The 25631-nt window shown below is 67.9% G+C and carries 20 protein-coding genes; 11 read left to right on the top strand and 9 right to left on the bottom strand.

Annotated features, from left to right (window positions below):
* Positions 1–68: 68 nt before the first annotated feature.
* The 3 genes from DB30_RS32880 to DB30_RS32870 all read left to right on the top strand — a co-directional run bounded on the left by DB30_RS32880 (position 69) and on the right by DB30_RS32870 (position 3187).
* Entirely contained in the window at positions 69–800 is a 732-nt protein-coding gene (locus DB30_RS32880) for an OmpA family protein (RefSeq protein ID WP_146661676.1), read from the top strand.
* Positions 797–1867 (top strand): multiheme c-type cytochrome, encoded by a 1071-nt coding sequence (locus DB30_RS32875; RefSeq protein ID WP_052556546.1) that lies wholly within the window; start codon positions 797–799, stop codon positions 1865–1867. Before DB30_RS32880 ends, DB30_RS32875 begins: the two co-directional genes overlap by 4 nt.
* A gap of 363 nt (positions 1868–2230) precedes the next feature.
* Positions 2231–3187, top strand: coding sequence for an SMP-30/gluconolactonase/LRE family protein (locus DB30_RS32870; protein WP_146661674.1), 957 nt, complete (start codon positions 2231–2233; stop codon positions 3185–3187).
* A 122-nt stretch (positions 3188–3309) separates the two neighbouring features.
* On the opposite strand, the gene DB30_RS32865 is transcribed toward DB30_RS32870, so the two are convergent.
* Complete coding sequence (locus DB30_RS32865; RefSeq protein WP_052556542.1) at positions 3310–3564, bottom strand: hypothetical protein; 255 nt, start codon at positions 3562–3564, stop codon at positions 3310–3312.
* A gap of 162 nt (positions 3565–3726) precedes the next feature.
* The gene (locus DB30_RS32860) at positions 3727–5565 is read right to left on the bottom strand and encodes a UbiD family decarboxylase (protein WP_052556540.1); all 1839 of its coding nucleotides are present in this window, start codon (positions 5563–5565) and stop codon (positions 3727–3729) included.
* A 45-nt stretch (positions 5566–5610) separates the two neighbouring features.
* Here DB30_RS32860 and DB30_RS32855 point away from each other — a divergent pair, with 45 nt between their 5' ends.
* Positions 5611–6675, top strand: coding sequence for a formylglycine-generating enzyme family protein (locus DB30_RS32855; RefSeq protein ID WP_205633123.1), 1065 nt, complete (start codon positions 5611–5613; stop codon positions 6673–6675).
* Between the two features lie 91 nt (positions 6676–6766).
* Here DB30_RS32855 and DB30_RS32850 read toward each other — a convergent pair whose 3' ends face one another.
* From DB30_RS32850 to DB30_RS32840, 3 genes are all read right to left on the bottom strand, one after another.
* A complete protein-coding gene (locus DB30_RS32850; protein WP_052556536.1) occupies positions 6767–7276 on the bottom strand; it encodes a GAF domain-containing protein in 510 nt (169 codons plus the stop codon).
* Positions 7273–7554 (bottom strand): hypothetical protein, encoded by a 282-nt coding sequence (locus DB30_RS32845; RefSeq protein WP_052556534.1) that lies wholly within the window; start codon positions 7552–7554, stop codon positions 7273–7275. Before DB30_RS32845 ends, DB30_RS32850 begins: the two co-directional genes overlap by 4 nt.
* A 150-nt stretch (positions 7555–7704) precedes the next feature.
* A complete protein-coding gene (locus DB30_RS32840; RefSeq protein ID WP_052556533.1) occupies positions 7705–8805 on the bottom strand; it encodes a hypothetical protein in 1101 nt (366 codons plus the stop codon).
* A gap of 20 nt (positions 8806–8825) precedes the next feature.
* Here DB30_RS32840 and DB30_RS32835 point away from each other — a divergent pair, with 20 nt between their 5' ends.
* The 3 genes from DB30_RS32835 (at position 8826) to DB30_RS32825 (ending at position 13373) form a co-directional block, all read left to right on the top strand.
* On the top strand, positions 8826–9398 hold the full coding sequence (locus DB30_RS32835; RefSeq protein WP_146661673.1) for a DUF3575 domain-containing protein: 573 nt from the start codon (positions 8826–8828) through the stop codon (positions 9396–9398).
* A 174-nt stretch (positions 9399–9572) separates the two neighbouring features.
* The gene (locus tag DB30_RS32830; protein ID WP_052556529.1) at positions 9573–10823 is read left to right on the top strand and encodes a pectin acetylesterase-family hydrolase; all 1251 of its coding nucleotides are present in this window, start codon (positions 9573–9575) and stop codon (positions 10821–10823) included.
* A 291-nt stretch (positions 10824–11114) separates the two neighbouring features.
* Complete coding sequence (locus tag DB30_RS32825) at positions 11115–13373, top strand: vWA domain-containing protein (protein WP_052556527.1); 2259 nt, start codon at positions 11115–11117, stop codon at positions 13371–13373.
* Positions 13374–13432: 59 nt separating this feature from the next.
* Here the strand turns inward: DB30_RS32825 and DB30_RS32820 are convergent, their stop codons facing one another.
* Positions 13433–14629 carry a hypothetical protein gene (locus DB30_RS32820; protein WP_146661672.1) on the bottom strand — a complete coding sequence of 399 codons (1197 nt, stop codon included), beginning with the start codon at positions 14627–14629 and terminating at the stop codon, positions 13433–13435.
* A gap of 200 nt (positions 14630–14829) precedes the next feature.
* On the opposite strand from DB30_RS32820, the gene DB30_RS32815 reads away from it, so the two are divergent.
* From DB30_RS32815 to DB30_RS32805, 3 genes are all read left to right on the top strand, one after another.
* Positions 14830–16281, top strand: a complete 1452-nt coding sequence (locus DB30_RS32815; protein ID WP_240480387.1) for a M17 family metallopeptidase — start codon at positions 14830–14832, stop codon at positions 16279–16281.
* Between the two features lie 157 nt (positions 16282–16438).
* Positions 16439–18991: a M1 family aminopeptidase gene (locus DB30_RS32810; protein ID WP_052556523.1), complete on the top strand. Its 2553-nt coding sequence runs from the start codon at positions 16439–16441 to the stop codon at positions 18989–18991.
* Positions 18984–20264 carry a CaiB/BaiF CoA transferase family protein gene (locus DB30_RS32805; RefSeq protein ID WP_052556521.1) on the top strand — a complete coding sequence of 427 codons (1281 nt, stop codon included), beginning with the start codon at positions 18984–18986 and terminating at the stop codon, positions 20262–20264. The genes DB30_RS32810 and DB30_RS32805 overlap by 8 nt, the downstream gene beginning before the upstream one ends.
* Positions 20265–20292: 28 nt before the next feature.
* Here the strand turns inward: DB30_RS32805 and DB30_RS32800 are convergent, their stop codons facing one another.
* Positions 20293–22230: a hybrid sensor histidine kinase/response regulator gene (locus DB30_RS32800; RefSeq protein ID WP_052556519.1), complete on the bottom strand. Its 1938-nt coding sequence runs from the start codon at positions 22228–22230 to the stop codon at positions 20293–20295.
* Positions 22231–22424: 194 nt separating this feature from the next.
* Positions 22425–23663, bottom strand: coding sequence for a cytochrome P450 (locus DB30_RS32795; RefSeq protein WP_052556517.1), 1239 nt, complete (start codon positions 23661–23663; stop codon positions 22425–22427).
* Between the two features lie 88 nt (positions 23664–23751).
* Between DB30_RS32795 and DB30_RS32790 the strand changes: the two genes are divergently transcribed.
* Positions 23752–24591: a hypothetical protein gene (locus DB30_RS32790; protein ID WP_052556514.1), complete on the top strand. Its 840-nt coding sequence runs from the start codon at positions 23752–23754 to the stop codon at positions 24589–24591.
* 35 nt (positions 24592–24626) lie between these two features.
* On the opposite strand, the gene DB30_RS32785 is transcribed toward DB30_RS32790, so the two are convergent.
* Positions 24627–25631 (bottom strand): NlpC/P60 family protein (locus tag DB30_RS32785; RefSeq protein WP_052556512.1); only part of this gene is annotated, 1005 nt, incomplete at its 5' end.

Below are 25631 nucleotides of genomic sequence, written 5' to 3'. Positions count from 1 at the left end.
ATTGGCCCTGCGCTGGCGAAATCCGGGCCTGCTCGCCCACGGGATGCGAGACCCCGTACCATGGGGGGATGTTCGTTCGCGCGGAATGTATGGCGTTGGCGTTGGCGTTGGCGTTGGCCCATGCCTCGTGCGCGTCGGACGAGGTCGCGCCCGGGTCCGAGCATCCGCTCGCTGTGGTCGCACCCGAGCCCGAGCCCGAGCCCGACCCCGACAAAGACGGCGTCGCGGGTTCGAGCGACAAGTGCCCGGGTGAGCCGGGTCTACCGCCCGATGGCTGCCCGCTGCGTGACGCCGACCAAGACGGCGTGCTCGATCCCGACGACGCCTGCCCCGAACAGCGCGAGTGCGTCAATGGCTTCGATGATCTCGACGGCTGCCCCGACGTGCTGCCTGCGGATCTCGCCGAGGTCATCGGCGTGATCGAAGGGCTCGAGTTTCCGCCGGACAAGTGGGACATCGAGCCGGCGTCGCGCCCCGTGTTGGATCGCTTGGCCGGGGTGCTGGCCCGCTATCCCACCATCGAGCTGGAGATCGCGGGGCACATCGACGAGCGCGCGCCACAGCTGCGCCGCCGCCAGCCAAGTCGCCGCCGGGCCGAGGCCGTGCGCGACTATCTGATCCGCCAGGGCATCGAGCCGCAGCGGCTGCGGGCGGTTGGCTACGGCCCGGACGTACCGATCGCGGACAACCGCACGGCGGAGGGGCGGGCGCTCAACCGACGCGTGGAGATTGTGCCGATCCGGCCGCCGTGGGGGGATGACGCGACCTGTGACGACGCGTTGGATCCTGACCCGTCATGAGCGTCATGCGCTGGCGTGGGGTCGCGGCCTCGGTTGCGCTGATGCTTGGAGCGGCGTGCGGCCGCGCCGAGCTGCGCAGTGGCGAGCCGCGCTCGGGTGCGAACCACACGCGGCTCGCGACGGCGACCAGCGACGACTGCCAGCCCTGCCATCGGGCGATCACGCAGGAGTGGCGGGGCTCTGGTCACGCGCGGGCCTGGCTCGACCCGCTGGTCGCCCGCGAGTACGCCGCTGATCCAGATCCGAGCTGCGTCGCCTGCCACGCCCCGCGGAGCCTGGGAGCGGGCGATGGGCCAGACCCCAGCGCCCGCGCGGCCCAAGACGGGGTCGACTGTGTCAGCTGTCACGTCGAGGGCGAGACGCTGGTGCGCGCAGTGAACCAGTCTACGAAAGCGTCCGCAAGCGGGCGAGAAGCCCTCGCCCGAGCTGAAACCAGTCAGACCTGCGCGGCCTGTCATCAGTTCCGGTTCTTACCGATCGATCCGTCCGAGGGCCTGGCCTACGACCCCACGGCGTGGCTGCAGGACACCTACGGCGAGTGGTCGCGCAGTCGCGCCGCGGCGGCGCAGGTTGGTTGCAGCGACTGTCACATGCCAGTGGTTGACCAAGCGGGCGCGCCGCATCGCAGCCACGCGTTCGTTGGCATGCAGGATCCGACCTTGGTGGGCGCGGCTGTGCGGGTCGCCGTCGTGGCCCGGCGCGAGGGCGGCAGCGTGTTCGTCGAGGTGACCTTGCGCCCGGGGGCGATCGGTCACGCGTTTCCAACCGGTGACCTGTTTCGTCAGGGGGTGCTGCGGGTGTGGACGCAAGAGCGCGAGTCCGCCGCGGGCGAGTTCCTGCTCGAGCGGCGCTTCGCCAGCGGCGCGAGCGGGTACATGGTCGAGGTCGAAGACACCCGGGTGCCGCCGCCGGGCGCCGGGGAGCTGCCCCCGATTGTGTTTCGGCTGCGCAGTCCTGCGGCCCAGCGGGTCGGCTGGAGCCTCGATCTGCGCGCCACCACCAGCGACCCGCCGCGGCCCGACGACCCCCGTACACGGGTCGCCGCGGGCGATGTGGCGATTGAATGACGACCAACCCGGGGCGTAATCGTCCCGCGGCAAGTGTTACCAATGTTGTGGTGACCGCCGGACGACCATTGCCCGCGGGAGGGGCGATAACGCGCCCTGGATCGTGACTCACGCGCGATGGGTTTTGGGTGAATTGCGGCCAGAACGAGCGTTCGCGCGGGAAATCTGCCGGATTAGCATGATGTAGGTGTTGCTCATCCATCGCGCGACTTTGTCTACCCCTGCGACCCTCGAGTGTAGTTAATGTCGTGCACCATCCAAACCAGCCACTCGGCTTGATCAATTTATCGCGTCAATGCACTATCGTGTCGACATCGCATCATGGCGATGCCGATGGGCTTACAACGACAGGAGTCCGGTCCGATGAAGTACGCAATCGCATCCATTGTTTTATTGGTGTCAACTCCCGTATTGGCAGCACAAGTTCAGGTTGTGGAGTCCTACAACGCGGCTGTGGGTGAGCTCCCCGAAGGCGTCGCGGTTGCCCCAAATGGGGACATTTACGTCACGTTGGCGGGGACCGGCGAGATCCGCCGCATTGACCGAAAAACCAAGGTTGGCAGCACCCACGCGTGGCTCAATCCCGGAAGTGGGTTCTTGCTTGGCATGGCGTTTGACGGGGACGATCTGTACGCCGCGCTGGGCTCGTTCGACCCCGCGACCAGCGGGATCTGGCGGGTCGACGACGACGGCAGCACGGTCCGGGTCGTCGCGTTTGGCGGTGACCAGTTTCCCAATGACCTCACCTTCGACGAAGACGGCAACATGTATGTGACGGAGTCGATCAGCGGCTCGGTCTACAAGGTCGAAGCCGGATCGAGTGTCCCGCAGCTCTGGGTCCAAGATCAGCTGCTCGTCGGTGACCCCCAAGTCTCGCCGGTCCCGTTCCCGATCGGCGTGAACGGCATCGCCTACGACGAAGAGACGGGCACGGTCCTCGTCACCAATTCGCAGGTCCCCGCGCTGATCGAGATCGAGGACAATTGCGGGCAGGCGGGGGTGCTCTCCGTGATCGCCGCGGGCGAGCACCTGCGCGGCGCAGACGGCATTGCGATCGACAAGAAGGGCGACGTGATGCTCGTGTCAAACTTCCACTCGTCGGTCCTGCGCATCGATCGTGACAGCGGCGTAGCCACGACGATCGCGGATGGCAGCGATGGCCTCATGTTCCCGTCCACCGCCGCGTTCGGTCAATACGGCCCCGACAAGAAGTCCTTGTTCGTGGTCAACTTCGGGTTTGGCGCGGGTCCGAATGCGCCGGTTGGCTTGCTGAAGATCGAGGTTGGGCAAAAGAGCTCGAAGCACCCGGCCGGCAACTGAGCGCCGAGTCACTCGCGACCCCGGACAACGCAACGCAACGCAACGCATCCGCGTTGGGTTGCGTTGGAAGCGCTTCCGCGTGCTAGCGCTAGCTGCGAGGTCGTGGCGGGCTGGCTGCGCGGTCAGGGCCCATCCAACGTGTGTCGAACTTCGTAAGTGGTTCCCTCGCGCGTGTAGCGAATGATCGAGGTGTTGGCGTCTCGGTCAATGATGAGTTGGGCGCCGACGAGGTCCTCGTAGCCCGGCCTGAGCGGGCCGAAGGGCTCGATGAGCACGTATTCGCCGGACTCGACTGGTTCGAGGGAGTTCGAGTCACCACAAACAACCACCCAACACCCAACGATGACCACGCACATCAATCGCTGAAAGGCAGACATCCCTCATGAACCTTGCCACGCTCGAAACCCGGGCGAAGTGCCATCCGCCCAAGGCGAGCCCGCAACTTTCTCGTCGTTGTATCCGACGCTGGATGATTCGATAGTAGCTGACCCGGCGTTTGGACCGTGAACGACGACGGCGCGATCCGGCAGGTCGGAAGCTCAGAGCAGGCCGTGCAGCGGCCCACCCGCGGCCGCGAGCGCGTCGACCTTTGCGGTGACCATCGGATCTTCGACGAGCGGGGGCGCGTGCCAAGGCTTGACCCGCGCGTCGATGATTAGCGACCCGGAGCAGCCCCAGTGCTTGTGTTGGACGCTGGACCCCACGCCGTGCACGTCGTGGCTGGGGTTGCTGCGCGTGAAGGTGACCCACAAAAAATTGTGCAGGGTGCGGGCCGTGAACGCGGCGTCGTCGACCAGCACGATCAAGGGCAGCCCTTCGAGCTGCGCACGCGCGGGCTCGAGCGCGGCCGCGAGCTGCTCGGCGCTGGCGTAGCCGGTGGCTGGGTCCACGAACGCCGGGCCGGAGATCGCGAGCACGCCGGGGAGCGCGAGCTCGATCTCACCAAACCCAGGCGGGAGCGACAGCTGCGGGCGCGCGCGGGCGAGCTCGCGGATCGGCGCACCGCGAGCGGCGATCACCAGCTTGGACCCGGCGTTGAGCCCCGAGCCCGAGTAGTCCAAAGTGTCGATCGTGGTCTGCGTGTGAAAGTGCAGATCCCGGGTCCAGTCGACCCGCCGCAGCACGTGGTCCAAGAACGAGGCCTCGTCGCCAGGGTCGAGCGCGCTGGGTTCGGCGTCGTCGCGCGCGACGATCATCAGGTACTTGGCCAGCGACGCTTGGTTGAACCCCAGGATCGCGTTGGCGATCGTCAGCAGCTCTTGCGGGCGGTCCGGCCGGTACGGAACGTAGCGCTCGGAGCCGACCGCGAGCAGCAGCGGGTGGACCCCCGCCGCGTCGACGGCGTGCATCGCATGCAGACCCGGGATCGAAGCGGGGACCATGGGCCCGGTCAGCTCGTGGATCAGCTTGCCAAAGCTGGTGTCTTCTTGCGGTGGCCGCCCGACCACGGTGAACGGCCAGATCGCGGCCTCGCGGTGCCAGACCGCGTGCACGCGCATGACCGGAAAATCATGGCGCAGGGAGTAGTAGCCCAGGTGATCGCCGAACGGCCCCTCGGGCTTGGTCGCGCGGGGATCGATCGTGCCGACGATGCAAAAATCGGCGTCGGCGGCGATCCGAAACCCCTCGTGCTCGCGCAGGCGGACGCGACGACGCCCGAGCATGCCCGCGAACACCAGCTCCGAGAGCCCTTCGGGCAGGGGCATGACGGCCGCGAAGGTGTGGGCCGGCGGCCCGCCCACGAAGATGCTGACCTTCAAGGGCTCGCCGCGGCGGGCGGCGGCGCTGTGGTGAACCCCGATGCCGCGGTGGATCTGGTAGTGCAGGCCGACCTCGTCCGCCGCGTAGTCGTTGCCCGACAGCTGGACCCGGTACATGCCCAGGTTCGAGCGCAGCGGCCGGGGGTCGTCTGGGTCTTCGCTGTAGACCTGCGGCAAGGTGATGAACGCCCCGCCGTCGTCGGGCCAGCTGACGATCTGTGGCAGCTGGTCGAGGCTGGTGCGGTGCGCCAACACGGGCGCCCGAACCCAGCGCGTCCGCGGCAGCGAGCGGATCCCCGCGAACGGGAGCCGCCAAAATTTCCACGGCGCCCGCAGGACCGCGGTGGGATCGGCCTTGGCCGCGATCGCGGCTTCGACCAGCGCCAAGCTGTCACGAAACAAGAAGCGCGCGCGCTCGGGCGTCCCGAACAAGTTGCACACGGCAGGGAAGGGGCTGCCCTCGACGCGCTCGAACAACACCGCCGGGCCGCCCGCCGCGTACAGCCGGCGCTGGATCTCGGGGATCACCAGCTTGGGATCGAGCGGCTGGGCGACGCGGACCAGCCGTCCATGACGCTCGAGGTCGACAACGCACTCGCGGAGGCTGCGGTAGCCCAAGGCCGCGCTGTCATAGCATGGCGGGGGATGGTATGGACCGCCCCCATGGGTCCCAAGCCCGCGGTCGCGCTCGCTGTCCTGTGTATTGCCTCGTCGGGCCTCGTGGCGTGCAGTGACGCGCAGACGCGCCCGAGCACGCCCGATCCCGCCGACCAGGTCGCGCCTGCGCCAACCCCCGCGCCATCGCCCGAGCCAAGCGACGCGCACGCAGCCGACGCGGGCGAGACCTCCGGCGAGGAGATCGCCGCCCCCGATGTGTTGCCGGCGGCCCCCGACGGCACGCCGATGCTCGCCTGCGATGCCGGCCCAGACGAGATGTCGTGCATCCCCGGCGGCGCGTTCATCCGCGGCGCCGACGAGGGCCCCGAGCACGCGCGCCCGCGGGCCGAGATCTGGCTGCAGACCTTCTGGATCGATCGCAACGAGGTCACCTACGCCCAGTACAAGGCGTGCGAGAAGGCCGGCGCGTGCCCCAAGTCTGGCCCGCAGTACCTGGACTTCGATCGCCCGCAGCAGCCGGTCAACGGGGTCAGCTGGTTCGACGCGCGGGCCTACTGCGTGGCCCAGGGCAAGCGGCTGCCGACCGAGTCGGAGTGGGAGAAGGCCGCGCGCGGAACCGACGGGCGCACCTACCCCTGGGGCGAAGAAGAAGCGACCTGCGAGCTGGCGATCATCAAGACCAAGGAGCTCGGGCGCGGCTGCGGGGTCAAGAAGGCCGGCGAGAAGCCTGACACCGGCCGGGTCTGGGAGATCGGATCGCGCCCGCCGACCCAGTACGGGCTCTACGACATGGCCGGCAACTCGTTCGAGTGGGTCAACGACTGGTACTCGAGCTCGTACGCGGAGTGCGGCGACGCCTGCTTTGGCGTCAACCCGCGCGGCCCCTGCGACGGCGAAGACGACTGCACGACCCACAAGCACAAGGTCGTGCGCGGCGGCAGCTGGTACTGGGGGCCCGATCGGGCGATGACCTATTTTCGCCGGCCGCACGTGCCACGCAACGAGCCGTTTCACCACTTCGGGTTTCGCTGCGCGGCCGACCTCGAGCAGGCCAGTCGGATCGTGATGGTGCGCGCGGCCGACTCCGATCTCGCCGGACCGAGCGAGTGATCGCGCCGGCGAACCGCTAAACCCCACGCACCAGTGCACGCCTGGGGCCGTCCCTGCCGTCGTGAATTCAAGCTGGTCGTCGCTCTAGACGTCAGAGCGCCACGCGGCGGGTTTCCAGGTTGGTCATCACGCGCCCAGCGAGCTCGCGCAGCGTCTCGACTTCGGACGCCGAGAACGCTCGGGTCTTGTCGCCGAGCACACACAGCGTGCCGATCGCGTGGTCGTTGCTGGTGATCAGCGGGATCCCCAAGTAGCAGCGGATCCCATCGATCCGGACCAGCGGGTTGTCGCGGACCACGGGGTGGGAGCCTGCGTCCTCGACCAGGAAAGGCGCGCGCGCGTCGACTGTGTGGCGACAAAACGCCCACTCCCCGGGCGTGCCCTGGGCCGCGCCGATCCATCCTTCGAGTCCGCGGCTGGCGATGAAGTACTGGGCCGAGTCGAGCAAGATCGACACCGCCGCCACCGGTAGCTGCAGCTGGTCTGCGGCGCGGTCGACCAGGGACTGGACGATCGGGTCGTCGAGCGCGTCGCCGAGCCGCAGCGCCGCGAGCTCCTCGAGCCGGGCGCGCGCGGGGGGCGGCTGGTCTGCCCCGGTCAACGGCCCCCAGCCTCCAACAGCAGGTAGCTGCTCAGTCGAATCGAGAACGAGCGGGCCAACACGCTGATCAGGCCGCGCTCTTTGATCAGGATGTTCGCGAGATCGAGCAGCTCGGCCGAGGACAGCTGCGTGAGCTCGTCGGTCTCCGCGCCGAGCGCATGAAGGGCGCGGTCGATCGCGCTGCGTGTCTGGTCGGGACCCATGATCTGCTCGAGCGAACCAACCAGGTCTGCGCTGGTCGGCTGGTCGAGATCATAGTCTGGGATTGGGTGGGACATCTGTTCGCGCGGCGAGGGTAGCCTCGCTCGCCGCCATAGCCCATCCACAGAGGGTCGTCAGGGGCGCTAGCGTGAAATCTTGGACAACAAGGTACGCGGACGACTCGCGTGTGGCACGCGATGCGTGAGAGGCGATGCGTGACGCGCGGGTTACTGACTGTCGTCGCCGCGCGGGAATTGGCGGGGGTCCACGCGCAAGAACGCGTCGCTGTACTCGTAGTCGGACTGCGAGATCGTCAGCAGGTGGGTACCAGCGCGCAGATGCACGGCGGTCGACTCGCCACCGCGGACGATCGGGTGCTCGTGCGCCCCGCTTGGCTTGGGATGGCGAAAGTCGAGGACGACGCCGTAGCTTCGCTCGCGGCGAACGTCGACGATCTCGACGCTGACCCGCTCGGGTGCGCGCAGCTCGATGTCGACGGTACGCGGCTCATCGAGCTCGAGGCGGAGGCTGCGGTACATGCCCGGCGAAGCGTCGGGGAGCGGGCCAAAGGTGTCGTCCTGATCGCAGCGCAGTGACACGTCGATCCAGCGTTTGGTCTCGATCGGCGTGATGTCCTCGTCGTGCAGCCCCCGATAGTAGTTGCTGGCGTAGCGGTCGTAGTCCTCGCCGAGCTGCGCGAAGCTGACCCCGGTGAAGCGCTTGAAGCTGGCCTCGAGCTCGGGTGGCCCGGCGGCGGTCACGACCACGTCGGCGATCCCACGGGTCGAGCCGTCGCCGAACTGGTGCTCGACGTAGGCCATGAAGTGCGCGGCGACGGCGTAGTCGAGCTCGCCAAACCGGTAGTCCGTTGGCGACAGCCACAGCAGCTCGCTGGGATCGGGCCGGGAGTCGTGCGCGGGCCGACGGTAGGCCCCGACCCCCGAGTAGAGCTCCGCGACGCCCTCCTCGAGGAAGTAATTGGTCTGCGCCTCGGCGTTGAGCACCGCGTGGACGATCTCGTGGCTGACGCTCTCGCCCGTGCCGATGATGACGCGGGTGCCAGGGTAGTAGCAGCCAAGCGCCCGCTCACTGCACCAACTATCGAGGTTCTTTGTAATCCAGTAGAACCTGATGCGTTCGCCAAACGGGACAGTTCGCGACAGTGACGACTCGACGAAACGCAGGTGCGACTCGAAGTAGGCTAACGTGCCCGCGCAGATTGGATAGTCGAAGTCAGGCGCAATCTCGAAGTGCTGGGTCTCGTACGCGATGTCCGGGATCTCCGTGCAGCCGCCAAGCGCCAGGCCAAGCCCGGCGGCGACGAACATCGCGGCGGCAGCTGGCGCGCGTGGCCTCACGCTGCCTCTCCGGGTTGGTCGCGCTCGGGTGCTTGGCGCCCGGGCGGGCCCTGGCCATCGATCCGATCCGCGACCGCTGGGAGTTCTTGGATCCGCGCGACGGCAACCAGGTGTTCCTCGACGCGATGACCCTTGGCGATCACGCTGGCGTCGACATCGGGTACCGACGCGGGCTCGGACGGCACCTGAGCCTGGGTGCGCAGCTCGAGTACGCCTACCCCAACCCCGGCTACGGCCACCTCGTTGGCTTTGGCCACACCTTGGAAGTGGTCGGCTGGTTCAAGCGGCCGTGGACGGGCGTGTACTTTGCGGCGACCTTCACGGTTGGCCACCAATTCGCGGTCTCGCTGCCGATGTTGAGCACGGTCGCGCTGGGTGGCGGGCTCTCGATGGGGTGGTCGTGGGACTTGACCCGGCACGTCAACGTTGGGTTTTCCGGCGGGCTGCGGCGCATGGGGGTGGTCCAGCGCTCCACGCAGATCTGCACGGTCCCCGGCCAATGCATCTTCACGGCCGACGGGTTCAGGCCGCGCTTCACCCTGACCTTTGGCTACCGGTTCTGAGCGCTCGAGCCTGCGGGGCACTGGGCAAGGCTACGCTGATTCGCGGTCGGGCTTACAACCAGACCTAAGGGTGCGCTGAATGCGTGTTTCTGGGTCTGGCCGGAGTGATCATCGCAACACCACTAATTTGGCCTTGAGTGCCGTTCGACACACCCGTAGGATGGCACCGTGCGCATGAAAAAGCTCCCGTTGCTTGCATTGCTGGTCCCTGTCTTGACGATCGGGTGTGGTGATGAACCCGCCGGTGAGGGCATGACCGGGACGGACGAGACGGGAGACGGCGACGGCGACCCGGGTGACGGCGATGGTGACCCGACCGACACCGGCGACGGCGACACCGGCGACGGCGACACCGGCGACGGTGACGGCGATCCGGGTGACGGCGACGGTGACCCGACCGGCGACGGCGACGGCGACGGCGACGGCGATCCTGGCAACCCGCTGCCCACCGCCCCCGTTGGCGAGTGGCTCTACGTCGAGATCGACGGGATGTTCTGCCGCGACGGTTCGCCCGCCGGGATCGGAGTCCGCTACGCCAACAATGACGCATTGCTAGCGATCTACATGGAGGGCGGCGGCGCCTGCTTCAACTCGTTGAGCTGCCTCGCCAACCCAGCCAGCATCCCCGCCGGGAAGTTCAGTCCAGGCCCCTACGGCGGCCTGTTCGACAACGAGAACCCCGACAACCCGATGATGGACTACAACTTCGTGTACTTGCCGTACTGCACGGGGGACGTGTTCTTCGGCAGCACATCCAACGGCAACGTGCCCGGTGGGCCACAAGGCCAGATGTTCGTGGGTCACGACAACGTGTTGCTGGCGCTCGAGCGCATCGTCGACACCTTCCCCGACACCGCCGACGTGGTCGCAACCGGCGAGAGCGGCGGCGGGTTTGGAGCGGCCTCCAACTACGCCACGATCGCCGACGCGTTCCCCAACAACGACGTCGTGTTGATCGACGACTCGGGTCCGATCTTCCGCGACGAGTACCTCGCGCCCTGCCTGCAGCAGCAGTTCCGCGACGTGTGGAACGTCGACGCGTCGCTGCCCCAGGACTGCCCGGCCTGCTTTGGGCAAGACGGCGGCGGCCTCTACAATTACCTGACCTACGTCCAGGAGAAGTACCCCAACGCGCCCAAGGGGCTGATCTCGTCGCACGCCGACAGCACGATCTCGAGCTTCTTTGGGTTCGGGGCCAACAATTGCACGGCCCTGTTCCCCAGCTTCCCCGACTTCCAAGAGGCGCTCTACGATCTGCGCGACAACGTGCTGGTTGGGCCGGACTTCGGGACCTTCTTCAAGACCGGCAACAGCCACACCTACCTGAGCAAGTCGGACTACTACACGCTCACGGTCGACGGCGTGCTGCTGGTCGACTGGGTCGCCGACTTGATGGCCGGCGACGCCGCCCACGTCGCTCCTTAGTCCCGAATCGAGCGCTGCGCGCTCGACTCGGGCCTACTGTTTTCGAGGAGGCTTTCAAAAAGCCCCCTCGCTTCGGCGGCGGAGCCCCCTTCGCTCACCCCAAACGCTCGCCTGTCGGCTCGTACCATTTTCGAGGAGGCTTTCAAAAAGCCCCCTCGCTTCGGCGGCGGAGCCCCCTTCGCTCACCCCAAACGCTCGCCTGTCGGGGCCGTTCGGTAGGCGCTGGAGCCGCTGGTGATCGAAACCAGTGGTTCGTGCGACCATGTGATCTCGGGGGGAACTGGAACGATCATGCGACGACTCGCAATTTCACCGGCTCATCGTCGGCTCGCGCTTCAGCTCGCCCTGCTTGGCGGGATCGGGCTGGCGTTCATGACTTCGCGGGATCCGGTCGCGGTGGCTGGCGGCGGCAACGACTGCTTCGAAGAGAACGACTGCACGTTCAAGAAGCCCAACTTCATGATCGTGCTCGACTACTCGTCGTCGATGAGCGAGCCGTTTGGAATGGGCCAGACCCGCTGGCAGGTGGCCGTTGACGCGATCTCGGCGTTGATGACCACCAACCAGGGCTACTTCCAGGAGAACATGCACGTCGCGCTGATGCGCTACGGGCACGACCCGGATCCCGGCGGGTTCGGCACGGTGATCCCGGGGGACATGTCGGGGATCGTCGACGGCCAGAGCCTGGACGTTGGCTGGTACGACCCCGAGGCCCCGGACAAGGACTACTTCGAGTGTAACGGCCAGGACATCATCGACTCGCTGGCCGCCACGCCGCCGCCGCTGTGTCCCAACGGGCCTGGCAATTGCTCGGGCATCGGCACCTGGACCAAGGGCGCGCTCGACCACGCCAAGGTCGTGATCGGGGCGTCCAAGCTGCATCACCCCGAAGACGTGATCCCCGGGCAAGAGCGCTTCTACGGGCTGATGGTCGTGACCGATGGTGCCTGGACCGCCCAGGCCGGGTTCCCGCAGCTGTCGCCGCCCGAGGACAACCCGTCGATCACGGCCGCGGAGCTGTTCGACCTGCAGGGGATCCCGACCTACGTGGTCGCGGTCGCCGACGCGGGCGACCTGCCGTTCGCCAACGAGCTCGCGGCCGCTGGCGGCACGACCGAGTCGATCGCGGCCGACAACCCGGCGGAGCTGTTTCAGGCGATCGGGCAGGTCGTGCAAGAGATCGCCGATCAAGTCATCGTGCCAGAGTGCACGGCCGGGCTGCCGCGCCTGATGGTGCTGCTCGACGCCTCGTCGTCCATGCTCAACGTTGGCATGGCGCCGGGCGGCCCCGGTGAGACTGGCTGGGATCGCGCACGATCGGCGCTGGCCTCGGGCAACAACTCGCTGTTCGACGTCGAAGTCGACGGGATCGGGCGCCCGGTCGAGGATCTGATCCACCTCGGGCTCACGGTGTTCGGCGGCGAAGCCCCGCCCGAAGAGAAGGTCCTGGTCCAGTACGGGCCGTGCATGCAAGACAACTTTGGCTGGGCGCTGGACCCAACCACCTCGTGCGAAGAGCCGGGCTGCGATGATCCATGGGGCGGCCCCAGCATCACGTGGACCTTCAAGGACGGCAGCGTGATCCCGCCGTTTTTTGATCAGCAGACGCTCAGCCACATGCCGGCGTGCCTGCCAAGCGGCTCGGGGATCTGTCAGGGCTCGGGCACCTTCACCCACCGCGGGTTCGAGCTGGTGTTCGACAACCTGCTGGACTACCAAGCCAACCCGCCGGATCTGTACCCAACCGACGACACCACCCAGTACCTGAACGTGCTGATCACCGACGGGCAGTACAACGGCTACTCGACCGACGCGCAGGTCCAAGGCGCGATGCAGGTGATGTTCGACGCGGGGGTCAAGACCTACGTGATCGGGTTTGGCGACGGGCTCGCAACCCCCGAGGCCCAGCAGCAGCTGGCCAACATGGCGGGCTGGGGCTCGGGCGGGCAAGAGGCCTTCTTCGACGCCGACAACCAGATGGAGCTCGAGGCCGCGCTCGCGGCGATCATCTCGGACATCTCGTTTGATCCTTGCTGTGCGTTCAACGACTGCTCGGAGAACCCCGAGCCGACCACGAATGAACCCGATCCCGGCATGAGCACCTTCACCAGCTCGAGCTCGAGCTCGGGCGATGGCGACGGCGACACCGGCTGGGACACGGACGGCGACGGGACCTCCGACAGCTGGGGGACCGCCGACGGCGACTCGACGACGTGGGACACCGACGGCGACGGGACCTCCGACAGCGGCTGGGACACCGACGGCGACGGCACCTCGGACGGCTGGGACTCGGACGATCAGGACGGCGACTCGGGCTGGGACAGCGCCGACGACGGACCCGACGGTGACGGCGGGCCCGACGGGGGCACGGCCGGCGACGAGTCGGGCACCGCGGGGTTTGGGTTTGGCAACGACGCCGGTTTGAACGGGCGTGGCTGCAACTGTGCCGTCAGCGGTGACGGCAGCTCGAACCAGGGCCCGTGGGCGCCGCTGGCGTTGCTTGGCTTCGGCCTGCTGGGGCTGTCGTCGACCTTGCGTCGCCGCGAGTAGGCCGGGTGGGTCACGGTTAACCCGCGGGTCATCCCCTGGGGGGACCCAACTGACCGGCACTAATTCTTGCTGCCCCACAGCTGACCGGAGAACACGAAGGCGATCACGATCGTGGGCATCGCCGTGCTGACGTCGCGGCCGGTCCGCCAGCGGTGCTTGATGTTCCACTGCGGCATCATGAGCAGGGTTGGCTTGTTGAATTTGCGGTCGGGCCGATCGTAGAAGATGTAGCCCAGCGCAGGTCCCAGCTTGAACTGCGGACCGTTGGGGTTGTCGATGACGTCGCCCTCTTCGTAGACCTCGTCGCTGTAGATCGGCATCACCGTTGACGCGCGGGCGCCGAACATCGCGGTCGCGTGGCGTGGGCCCTTGAAGTCCTGCAGCCACAGCAGATCGGTGTCGTTGGTGATCATCCAACCCTTCGCCGGCGCCAGGATGTCGTAGCGGACCGCGTAGAACAGATCGTCGTCGCCGCGCAGGTTGTCGTAATGGTTGTAGATCCCGAACGTCGCGCTGCGGAACACGAGGCCCTTGTAGCGGGCTTGGACCAGGGCCTCGAGCTCGACCTGGTGGCCGCCGGTCACGTAGTTCTCGCCAGCGTCGGCTTGGGCGTCGAGCCGGGTCTCGGAGTAGTCTTCGTGCGGCGACTCGTAGGTCTGCATGAACTGGAAGGTGCCGAACCACTGCACGTAGCTGTAGGTCGCACGCAGCCGCAGCACCGCCGCCGGCTGAACCTGCACGGTCGCCCCGATCAAGGTGATCGCCGGGTTGACGATCGGACGAAAGTAAATGGCGAGGTTGCTGCCGTTGAGGATCGTCTTGTCTTTGTCGTAGAGCCGATACTCGTAGCCGATCCACAGGCGCTCCTCGAGCCCGAGTGGGTTGATGCGCGGGGCCAACAAGCTGGTGTACGTGATCCGGTGCTTGCTGCCGATGTTGTCGACCGTGGCGGGTGGCTTGGGAGCCGGCGCGGCGTCGCCCTCGGCCGGCACCGGTTCCATGTACTTCTCGTCTTCGACGTTCTCGACGTTCTCGACGTCTTCGGCGTCTTCGACTGGAGATGGCTCGGGCTCGGGCTGCGGCGCGATCTCGGAGTCGGCGGCGGTGACCTCGGCGTCCGGGCTGGCCGAAGCGTCATCGGGCGCATCAACTTCACTGGGTGGCGCCGCGTGGGCGCGCGAAGGGGCCAGCGACAGCAGGGCCATCAGCCCAAGCGACAAGGCGGAGATCGATAGGCGGCAGGTTGGAGTCGTCATGGCCAGCAAACGCGCGAACAACGAGGGATGCGCCCATTTCATCGGGTGCAGGTGGACAAGCATCCGGGTCCGGGCGACCGCTTGTCAATGCTGAGTTCGCGCTCGGTGATCGCCGTGACGACTGGGGTGACGATCGGTCAGCCGACAAAAACCCATGAATCGGTCGCCCATCGCCAGAGTTTTCGGCATACTCGGGGGCGGTGTCGTCAATCGGATTCGCTTCGTCCACCAAGACTCTGCTCAAGGGCGCAAAGACCATCGCGGTGATCGGCGCGACCTCGGTCTTTCACAAGCGTCGGTTCCCCAAGCTGCTGGGCAAGAAGCTCGATGCCCTGGCCGTGGAGCTCGCAACAACGATCGACGCGGGGGATCTCGGGGCCTCGGCCACGACCCTGACCGGGGGTGACCCTGGGATCTTGGGGGTTGGGGTGCTGCCAGACACGGTCTCGCGCCACAACGCCGCGAGCCGGGCCGAGTGCGTGCGTCGGGTGATCGGGGGCCTCAAGTCGGGCAAGGGCAAGCTGGCGGTGGTCCTGGTCGTCGACGACCCGGCCCACATCCTCCCGCAGGCGATCGCGGTGGGTCGCTGCTTTCCGCAGTACAGCGGCAAGAGCAGCGGCAAGCAGCGGCGCGTGCAACTGTTTGCCGTCGATCGCAAAGGCCAGCCGATCAAGCCCGATGCGGGGGTGGTCGGCACGGTCGCTGCGGTGCGCGATAGCGCGGAGCTGGTCGACACGCCGCCCAGCGAGCTCGACCCCGAGACCTTCGCGGCCCGTGCTCGCGCGCTGCTCGATGGGCTCGATGTACAGATCGAAGAGATCGTCGGGGACGAGCTGGCCACGCGCGGGCTCGGGGGCATCCATGCGGTCGGACGCGCGGCGGTCTCGGCCCCCCGCATGTTGATCGCCAGTCATGCGCCGGCGGAGTTCGAGGGCCAGCGGCACATCGCGTTGGTCGGTAAAGGCGTGACCTACGACACTGGCGGTCTGCACCTCAAACCGCGCGGCGGCATGGAGGGCATGAAGTGCGACATGGGCGGGGCCGCGGCCGTGCTCGGGGCGTTTCGGGTGCTCGTGCAGGGGCGCTGCCCCCACCGGGTCTCGCTGGTCTTGTGCGTGGCCGAGAACGCGATCGGCCCCACGGCCTTCAAGCCCGACGACATCCTGACCATGCACTCGGGCAAGACGGTCGAGATCAACAACACCGACGCCGAGGGCCGGCTGCTGCTCGCCGACGGTGTCAGCTGGGCGGCCCGCGAACTCCAAGCTGACACGGTGATCAACGCCGCGACCCTCACCGGGGCCCAGATGATCTCGACCGGGGTCGTGCACGCCGGGATCGTGTGCAACGACGCGGAGCTCGAGCAGGCCATGGTCGCGGCCGGTCACCTCAGCGGCGACCTTGTGCACCCGATGCTGTTCGCGCCCGAGCTGTTCAAGCAAGAGTTCTCCAGCCAGATCGCCGACATGTGCAATTCAGTGCGAAACCGGGCGAACGCCCAGTCGGCGTGCGCTGCCCAGTTTGTCTACAACCACCTCGATGGCGTCGAGCTGCGCTGGGGTCACGTGGACCTGGCGGGCCCGGCGTTCCGCAAAGATCGCGGGACAGGCTTTGGCGTGGCGCTGTTGGCCGCGTTGGTCTCGAGCCTGTGAAGGGCACCGGGGCGGGTCGGTCACGCGCCGCACAATTCGTCGATCACAGCCGCGCACACCTGGGCTGCTTGCGGTAGGCTGAGCCAAGCTCCCCGTGACCGCTGCTGACGATTCGACTCATCGCTTTGCCTGCTGTGCGCATCATCGACGGGCGTCCGTGTTCACGCTGCCCGGCGCCGAGGCTCACTATCCGCCAGACCTCGGGATCGAGCCGGTTCACCTCGACATCGATCTGCACGTCGACATCGAGGGCCGCAGCGCCGCCGGGGTCGTCACGCACACCTTGGCGTGGCGTCGGGCTGGGGCCACGCAGCTGGTCTTGAACGCCCTCGACTTCGAGGATCTGGCGGTCGAGAGCGAAGATCAGGGCGGCAGCGAGATCAGCTGGCGCTACGACGGCCAGCAGATCCGCGTGACCTGGGCAGCGGGGGCGCAGCGAGGCGCGACCCGCAAGCTGGCGATCCGCTACCGGGTTCGGCAGCCGGTCTCGGGCCTGTTCTTCTCGTCGCCCAGCGCCGAGGCCCCGACGGCGGCCCGGTTCGCGGCGACCGATCACGAGACCGAGCGCGCCCGCCATTGGCTGCCCACGATCGATCTGCCCAGCGTGCGGCCAACCCTGACGTTCCACCTGCGCGCCGCCGACGACCTCACGATCCTCGCCAACGGCGTGCTGCACTCGGAGCAGCGCCACGACGACGGGACCAAGACGGCCCACTGGGGCCTGGACCAGCCGTGCCCGAGCTACCTGACCTGCTTTGCGATCGGCGACTTCACCAAGTGTGACGACGGCGATCACCTTGGCGACGGCGAAGGCGTGGCGTTGGCCTACTTCGCGAGCAAGCAGCACGACGTCGACCACCTGTGTCGCAGCTTTGGTGGCACCGCCGCGATCATGGAGTGGATGACGGACAAGCTGGGCATGCCGTTTCCGTTTCCCAAGTACTACCAGTTCGCGCTGCCCCACTTTGGTGGCGCAATGGAGAACATCTCGCTGGTCAGCTGGGACGATCAGTTCTTGCTCGACGAGACCCTGGCGGGCGAGTGGGGCCGACTCGTCGATCAGATCAACGTTCACGAGATGGCCCACAGCTGGTTTGGCGATCTCGTTGTCTGTCGCGACTACGCCCACGCGTGGCTCAAAGAGAGCTGGGCCACCTACATGGAGTGCTGCTGGTTCGAGGACGCGCTCGGCCGCGACGAGCAACTCTACGAGCTGTGGCTCAACGCGCGGTCCTACTTTCGCGAGGCCGACAGCCGCTACCGTCGCCCGATCGTCACCCGCGAGTTCCACAACTCGTTCGAGATGTACGACATGCACTTGTACCCGGGCGGTGCGGCGCGCCTGCACACGCTGCGCTGCACCCTGGGCGACGAGCTGTTCTGGGAAGGGACCCGGACCTACCTGCAAGAGTACGCCGGCCAGGTCGTCGAGACTGACGACTTTCGGCGGGTCATGGAGCGCGTCAGCGGGCGCTCGCTCGGCAAGTTCTTCGATCAGTGGTTCCACGGGGTCGGCTATCCGATGATCGACGCCGAATTCGAGTGGGACGACGCCAACGGGCGCGGCACCTTCACGATCAAGCAGACCCAGGTCGAGCAAAAGGACGCAGAGTCGGGCTCGGGTGGTGGTTCTGGCGGTGTGTTCTCGTTCCCGCTCACCCTCGCGTGGACCATAGACGGCGAGACCCAGCGTCGGCAGGTCCAGATCGAGCGAGAGCGGCACAGCTTCGCGTTCGAGCTCGACGCTGAGCCGGACATGGTCCGCGTCGATCCCGACTTCGAGGTGCTGCTCAAGCTGGACTTCGATCCCGGCGCCGACAAGCTCGAGACCCAGCTCGTCGAGGCCCCAGACGTGCTGGGTCGGATCCTGGCCGGGCGCGAGCTGATCAAGGCGGGCAAGCGCAAGGCGCTCGTCAAAGTCAGCGAGCGGTGGGTCGACGAGCCGTTCTGGGGCGTGCGTCTCGAGTGGGCCAAGGCGCTCGGTGATGCGGCATCGGCCCAGGCGATCGAGGCGCTGGCCGACGTGATCGGCATTGAACAGGATCATCGCGTGCTCGAGGGGCTGCTGCGTGGCTGCATGGATGTGCGCGATCCCAAGCTCGCGGCCGCCGTGCTCGAGCGCGTTCGCGGCGGGTTGCCGCATCGCGCGGCCATGGTCGCGTGGGAGCTGCTCGGGGCCCAGCGAGAGGACGCGCCCTTCGAGCAGATCGCCGCGGCGGCCGAGCGCGACAGCTACAACGGCTTCGAGCAGTCGGGCGCCTTGCGGGGTCTGGCGGGGACCCGCGACCCGCGGGCGCTCGAGCTGTTGCTGGCCCGCTGCGTGATCGGCAAGACCAGTGATCGCGCCCGGCCAGCAGCTGCCCACGCGCTGGGGCAGCTGGCGCGACGGCTCGACAAGCGGCCCCGCGAGCGGGCGATCGAGCGGCTCGTCGATCTGCTGCGGGACCCCGTCGGTCGGGTCCAGCTCGCGGCCGCGCACGGGCTCGAGCTCGCCCACGCGAGCTCGGCGATCCCGGATCTCGAGGCGTTTCGCGCGACCCAGACCCAGCAAGAGCAGGTCCGCATCGATCACGTCATCGCCAACCTGCGCAAGACCGAGGACCCCCGGCTTGGCGCGGCAGAGAAGGACCTCGAGGAGCTGCGCGAGAAGCTGCGCAAGCTCGAGGGGCGGTTCGAGCGGCTCTACGCGCGAGTCCACGTCGATGACTGAGCACGCCCTCGCAGGTCTGCGCGTGCTCGAGCTCGGGCAGCTGATCGCCGGCCCGTTCGCGGGGGCCATGCTCGCGGGGTTTGGCGCCGAGGTGATCAAGGTCGAGCCGCCGGGCGTCGGGGATCCGCTGCGACGCTGGCGGCACATGCACGACGGGACCTCGCTGTGGTGGCGGTCGATGGCCCGCAACAAGCGATCGGTGGCGATCGATCTGCGCACCGAGCAGGGCCGCTGGCTGATCCGCAACCTGGTGGCGACCGGGCAGATCGACGTGCTGATCGAGAACTTTCGGCCGGGCCGCATGGAGCAGTGGGGCCTGGGCTGGGAAGATCTGCACGCGCTCGATCGCCGGCTGATCATGGTGCGGATCTCGGGCTACGGGCAGACGGGTCCGCGCGCGCAGCAGCCTGGGTTTGCCAACGTCGCCGAGGCCGTGGGCGGGCTGCGGTTCTTGAGCGGTGAGCCTGGCCGCGCGCCGGTTCGGGCGGGGGTCAGCCTGGGCGACACGATCTCGGGCCTGCACGCCGCATTTGGGGCGCTGACGGCCGTCCGCGCCCGCGATGGTGGGCCGAGCCAGCGCGGCACGGGGGTGGGGCAGCTGGTCGACGTCGCGCTGAGCGAGAGCGTGTTCAACATGCTCGAGTCGCTGCTCCCAGAGTTCTCGCTGTCCGGGCACGTGCGCCAGCGATCGGGCAGCAAGCTCGAGGGCATCGTGCCGACGGGGACCTACCCGTGTCGCGCGGGGCCAGACGACGAGGATCGCTGGGTCGCGATCGGGGCCAACTCGGACTCGATGTTTCAGCGCTTGATGCGAGCGATCGGCCGCCCAGACTTGGCCGATGATCCGGGGCTGCTGCACAACGACGGCCGCGTCGCCCACGAGGCGGCGCTGGATCAGGCGATCAGCGAGTGGACAGCCGCGCGCTCGCCCGAGCAAGCGCTGCGCGAGCTCGAGGCGGCCGAGGTCGCGGCCGGGCCGATCCAGAGCATCGCGGACATCGCCGCGGATCCGCAGTTTCTGGCCCGCCAGATGTTCGACTCGGTGACGCTGCCGGACGGGGTCACGCTCGACATTCCGGCGGTCGTGCCGAAGCTGTCGGACACGCCCGGGGGCACCGCGTGGATCGGGCCAGAGATCGGGGCCCACACGGAGCAGGTGCTGCGCGACCTGCTTGGGTTCGCCGTGGATGACCTCTACGAGCTCGCCGAGGCCGGGGTGGTGCAGGGCCCGGTGCGGCCCGCGACGACCGATCCTGACCAGCGTGGGAGCTGAGCGCGAGCGCTTCGGTCAGTCGGCGCGGTCAGTTGGCGCGGTCAGTTGGCGCGGTCAGTCGGCGCGGCTGGGATCCTGCCAAGACCTCGCCGATCAGCTCCAACAACGCCCCAGCGACGATCGGCTTGGGCAAGAAGTGGACCCCGGGATCCAAGACTCCGCGCGTGGCGATGATCTCGTCGGAGTGCCCCGACATATAGACGACGCGGACCCCCGGATCCGTAGCGACGATCCGCTCGGCCAGCTGCCGACCGCTCATCTGGGCCATGATCACGTCGGTCAACAACAGGTCGATCACGCCAGGCTGCTCGTTCACGAACGCGAGCGCTTCGACGGGGCCGGGCGCTGCGTCGACGCGGTAGCCCGCGCGGCGCAGCAGCTCGACGACCACCCGCTGGACCCGGGGTTCATCCTCGACGACGAGGATCCGGTAGTCCTGGGTCCCGGGCGCGGGCGCGGGCGCGGGCGTGGGCGCGGGCGTGTCCGGCTCCGCGTCGTCGCTGGCCGGCAGGTAGATCGTGAACGTGGTGCCGCTGTCGGGCTCGCTCTGGACCCAGATCGTCCCGCCGCTTTGGTTGACGATGCCAAACACCGTGGCGAGCCCAAGCCCGGTGCCGTGGCCGGGCCCTTTGGTCGTGAAGAAGGGCTCGAAGATGCGGGCCAGGGTCTCGGAGTCCATGCCGACGCCCGTGTCCGAGATCGCAACCTTGACGTAGTCCCCAGGCGTGACGCCGACGTGGGCGCGAGCGAAGCTGTCATCGAGCTCGACCGGCTCGACCTCGAGGCTCAGCCGACCGCCGCGCGGCATGGCATCGCGGGCGTTGACGACCAGGTTGAGCACGACTTGCTCGAGCTGGGCAGGATCGGCGCGCAGTCGGGCAGGGCGCTGGGGCAAGGTCAGGTCGAGCTCGATGTCCTCGGTCACCAGGCGCCGAAGCATCGAGCGCATGGTCTCGAGGACCTGGCCCGCGTCGATGATCCGGGGCCGCAGCACAGTCTTGCGGCCAAACGCGAGCAGCTGGCGGGTCAGCTCTGCGGCCCGCTCTGCCGCCCAGATCACGTCGACGAGCTCGCCGCGGCTGGGGTGGTCTTCGGCGAGGCCGAGGGTCGCGAGCTCGGTCGCGTTGAGCACGACCGAGAGCAGGTTGTTGAAGTCATGGGCGATCCCGCCAGCGAGCCGACCGATCGCGTCCAGCTTTTGAGCCTGGCGCAGCTGATCTTCGAGCTGACGACGCATGGTCAAGTCGCGCATGGCGACGACCCGAACCGCGCCGCCGTCGATCTCGACGGGGATCGTGCGTGACTGGACCTCGACCGGGTAGGTCGTGCCGTCACTGCGCATGGCAAACGCGTCGTAGGGCTGATCATCGCCCGCCGCGACCCGGGCCAGAGCCATCTGCTTGGACTCTGGCGCGATGAAGTCGGCGAGCCGGCGCCCAACGAGCTCGCCGGGCGCCACGCCCGAGTAGATCTCGGCCGCGCGGTTGGCCATGCGGATCACCCCGTCGCGGTGCATGATCACCGCCTCGAACGCGGCGTCGGACAGCGCGCGCAGCAGCTGGTTGGAGTCGCGCAGGTCCTTGTCGGCCTGGTCCGCGCGGGTCCGATCCGAGAGGTCGCGGACGACCACCCAGACCTGTGACTTGCCGGACGTCGAGCGACCCACGACGCTGGCGACCTCGCCGTTGAACTCGGCGCCTTGCTTGTTGCGCAGCCGCAGCGGCGTGCGGACCGTGCCGTTTCGATCGCGCACTGTGAGCGCCTGGGCCAGGCGCTCGTCGGCGCGAACGACCAGATCCCCGCGGTGCATGCCGATCAGCTCGGCTCGACGGTAGCCAAACAGCGCCAGCGTGGCGTGGTTGCAGTCGAGGATCTGGCCCTCGGGGGTCGTGACCAGCATCGCGTCGCTGCTCACGTCGAGCAGCGCGCGTACACGATCGTCGAATGCCGGCAGGTTGGTGGTCAATGGCGATGGCCCCCACGCCGAGGGTGACCCAAGTGTCCCATGTTTGTGGTTGTGCACCTCATGTCAGTTGGTGCGCCCCGTTGCGTGCGATCGGTGCGGGGATGCGCTCGCGCGCATCGGGCGAGCGCTCGCCTGGATCGCAGATGGCGGCGAGTGCGGTGGCGCGGATCCGGTTGGTGCGATGGGATCGGGGCCTATCGAAGCTCGAGCGGCAAGCGCTCGAGCCCGCGAACCGTGAGGTTGTCGAGCCAAATTGGGGTGAAGTCCGCGCGCACGCCAAGGGTGGGAAATCGCGTGAACAATTTGCTGAGCGCGAGCTGGGCTTCGAGCCGACCCAACGCGGCGCCCAAGCAAAAGTGGCGGCCGTGGCCAAACGTCAGGTGCCGGTTGTCTGCGCGGTTCAGCACCAAGCGATCTGGATCATCGAACACCTCGGGGTCGCGGTTGGCCGCTGCGAGCATCATGTAGACCCGATCGCCAGCGGCGATTGTTGCGTCACGCAGCTCGATGGGCGCGCGCGCGATCCGGCCCATGCGGAGGATCGGTGACTCGAAGCGCAGCAGCTCCTCGACGGCTGCCGCGATCTGGCCGTTGAAGTCTTGGCCCAGCTCGGCGAGCTGCTTGGGGTGCTGTAGCAACACCTGAACGCCGTTGCCGATCAAGTTGGTCGTGGTCTCGTGCCCGCCAAACAACACCATCGTGCAGGTTGCCAGCAGCTCTTGTTCGTCGAGGCGGTCGTCTTGCTCGTGGGCGGTGAGCAGCGAGCTCAGCAGATCGTCAGCGGGCGCGCGCCGACGCTGCTCGATCTGGTCTCGAAAATAGGCCTCGAGCTCGACGACGGCTTGCAGCGCCGCGCCGACGACCTCTTGCGTCATCGCGGCTGCGCCAAGGAACCCGGCCAGCGCCGCGGACCAGCGCTCGAGCTTGGGTCCGTCCTTGGCCGGGAGCCCAAGCATGTCGCCGATCACCAAGACCGGGATGGTCATCGCGTAGCTGTGGATCAGGTCAAAGCCGCCGTGCTCGGCGAGCTGCCGCTCGAGTTGGTCGAGCGCGCGCTCGCAGATCCGCTCTATCGAAGGCTCCAGCGTCGTGATCAGGCGCGGGGTGAAGGCCTTGCTGACCAGCCCGCGCAGGCGCGTGTGATCGGGAGGGTCTTTCATGAGCGCCCACCGCCCAAAGTTGCCGATCAGCGGCGCGAGCTTGGTCTGCAGGGGCGGCGGCAGCTTGGCGGCGTAGCTGCTGGCGCGATCGGCCGAGAGTCGGTCATCGCGGAAGCAGGCGGTCACGTCGTCGTGGCGCGCGACCACCCAGCAGCCCCAGGCATCGCAGTAGTAGACCGGGGCTTCGCTGCGCAGGCGCGCCAGCGCAGGGTAGGGGTTGGTGCGAAAGCCAGGGTCGAGCAGGCCAAAGGGATCGCTCGCGGTGTCGGGCATGGCCGCTAGCTTAGCAGCGTGGCGCGGACTCTTGGGCTGACGCGCTGGCCAAGATCCCGGCGTGGCGAGTTTTGTGTACTCTGATCCCATGAACCTGAAGCTCGAGCTGCTGGTGGGGTTTGGCCTCGGTCTGCTGGTTGCCTGCGGGACGCCTGCGAGCTCGGACGATGGCGACGCGTGCCCGATCGGCAAGCACATGTGCGAGTGCCTGAGCGACGGCTCGTGCGACACCAACTTGCAGTGTGTGGACGGCACGTGCGTGTTTCCGGGCGGGACCGACGAGACCGGGACGACCGGCACAACCGGCACGGAGACGGAGCCGGAGACCGACACCGCGAGCGAGGCGGAGTTCGGCGACGGAGACGGAGACGGGGATCCGTGCCCCGAGGGCATGCTGGGTTGCGCCTGCTACGGCAACGCCACGTGTGACGAAGACCTGATGTGCGAGGATGGGACCTGCGCCGAGATCGTGTGCGCCGAGGGGACGCTTGGATGTCCCTGCTACGGCAACATGACCTGCGAGGGCAGCCTGGTGTGCGAGGCCGAGACTTGCGTGGAGCCAGTTTGCCCAGACGGGCAAGAGGGCTGCGCCTGCTACGGCAACGACACCTGCGACGACGGCCTCGTGTGTGAGGGCGACGTGTGCGTGATGAGCTGCCCGGAGGGGCAAGAGGGCTGCGCCTGCTTTGGCAACATGACCTGCAACGTCGGGCTGCTGTGCGAGATGGGCACCTGCGAGGCCCCGCTGTGTCCGGCCGGTGACGTCAGCTGCGACTGCTATCCAAACATGACCTGCAACGTCGGGCTCGCCTGCCTGATGGGGTCGTGCTGCGTGGAGGGGGAGCTCGACTGCGCCTGCGACCCGGACATGGCCTGCGCCGATCCGCTGGTGTGCAACATGGGGATCTGCGAACAACCGGATCCGTGAGGGCGAGCGGGCGAGCCGTTCACCGCGGCCCGTGGTCACGGCGCTGACTCGGGCGCCGGGCCAAACACCGCCATTCGCGAGATTCGCTCGATGAAGGCGGTGCGCTCGGTACCCCGACCGAGCTCGAGCGTGGTCACGGCGACCTGGTCGAGGCGATGGACGGTGTCGGGCCCGCCGGGACAGGGGACCAGGTATTCGCTCAAGGCCGAGATGCCATAGTCGATCCCGCCGTCTTCACCGAGGTACAGCATGATGTGCCCCGGCATGTAGAGCAGCACGACGCCCTCGCGCGCGGCCGCGTGGATCTTGGCGCGCTTGCTGGCTTCATCGAGCGACGAGAGATCGACGCTGCGGGTGCCGAGCTGCGCTTGCACGCCAGAGTTGCGAGCCAAGCGAAGGTCGAACTGCGCGAACAGATCGTAGAGGTAGCGCGAGCAGTCGCGCTGGCCCTCGCGTCCGCCCCAGCCGTAGGGTTGCTCGAGCAGCGCGAACGCCTGCTCGAACACCGCCCGCTGGGTGAACGGCAACGCCGTGGTGCTCAGCGGCGCTTCGATCGGGAGCTCGCGCTCGATCGCTCCGTCGAGGCCAGGGACCGACAGCGTGGAGCGATCGTCGTCGCGGGTGAGCAGCGCGAAGCTCGAGCCCGCGCGCAGGTTCTCGAAGTCGTTGGTCATCCACGCCCGCGGAGCTGGGGGCTCGAGGCCCAGCTGGGCGCGGGCGGCAGCAGGCTCGAGCGCGGGCCCGAGCGCGGCGGCGCCGTGCTCGACCCAACCGACCGAGTGCCCGGCGTCGACGTAGAGCCACGCGTCATCGGGGGTCCGTCGCAGGGCGCGGACCAGCTCGCCCGGGTGCAGCGAGGCGCAGCGGTTGCGATCGAAGTCGAGGTCGACTGGCTGGGTGTAGAGCCCCTCGGTTGACGGCACGCACCACAGCTGGGTCTCGTTCACGACCGGGCGCAGCGGCGGGCCCTCGATCGCCACGGCGGCCTGGATGCGGATCGCGGCGCGCTCGAGCGCACCCGCGCGGGTCTCGACGTACGC

The organism is Enhygromyxa salina (genome assembly GCF_000737335.2).
In the GTDB taxonomy this organism is placed as follows: domain Bacteria; phylum Myxococcota_A; class Polyangia; order Nannocystales; family Nannocystaceae; genus Plesiocystis; species Plesiocystis salina_C.
Note: the sequence above shows the minus strand (reverse complement) of the source record. Positions and strands in the feature narration are given on the sequence as shown.

Coding starts and splice junctions, on each gene's coding strand:
- DB30_RS32880 (WP_146661676.1), top strand. CDS start 69: ATGTTCGTTCGCGCGGAATGTATGGCGTTGGCGTTGGCGTTGGCGTTG.
- DB30_RS32875 (WP_052556546.1), top strand. CDS start 797: ATGAGCGTCATGCGCTGGCGTGGGGTCGCGGCCTCGGTTGCGCTGATG.
- DB30_RS32870 (WP_146661674.1), top strand. CDS start 2,231: ATGAAGTACGCAATCGCATCCATTGTTTTATTGGTGTCAACTCCCGTA.
- DB30_RS32865 (WP_052556542.1), bottom strand. CDS start 3,564: ATGTCTGCCTTTCAGCGATTGATGTGCGTGGTCATCGTTGGGTGTTGG.
- DB30_RS32855 (WP_205633123.1), top strand. CDS start 5,611: ATGGGTCCCAAGCCCGCGGTCGCGCTCGCTGTCCTGTGTATTGCCTCG.
- DB30_RS32845 (WP_052556534.1), bottom strand. CDS start 7,554: ATGTCCCACCCAATCCCAGACTATGATCTCGACCAGCCGACCAGCGCA.
- DB30_RS32840 (WP_052556533.1), bottom strand. CDS start 8,805: ATGTTCGTCGCCGCCGGGCTTGGCCTGGCGCTTGGCGGCTGCACGGAG.
- DB30_RS32830 (WP_052556529.1), top strand. CDS start 9,573: ATGAAAAAGCTCCCGTTGCTTGCATTGCTGGTCCCTGTCTTGACGATC.
- DB30_RS32825 (WP_052556527.1), top strand. CDS start 11,115: ATGCGACGACTCGCAATTTCACCGGCTCATCGTCGGCTCGCGCTTCAG.
- DB30_RS32820 (WP_146661672.1), bottom strand. CDS start 14,629: ATGACGACTCCAACCTGCCGCCTATCGATCTCCGCCTTGTCGCTTGGG.
- DB30_RS32805 (WP_052556521.1), top strand. CDS start 18,984: ATGACTGAGCACGCCCTCGCAGGTCTGCGCGTGCTCGAGCTCGGGCAG.
- DB30_RS32795 (WP_052556517.1), bottom strand. CDS start 23,663: ATGCCCGACACCGCGAGCGATCCCTTTGGCCTGCTCGACCCTGGCTTT.
- DB30_RS32790 (WP_052556514.1), top strand. CDS start 23,752: ATGAACCTGAAGCTCGAGCTGCTGGTGGGGTTTGGCCTCGGTCTGCTG.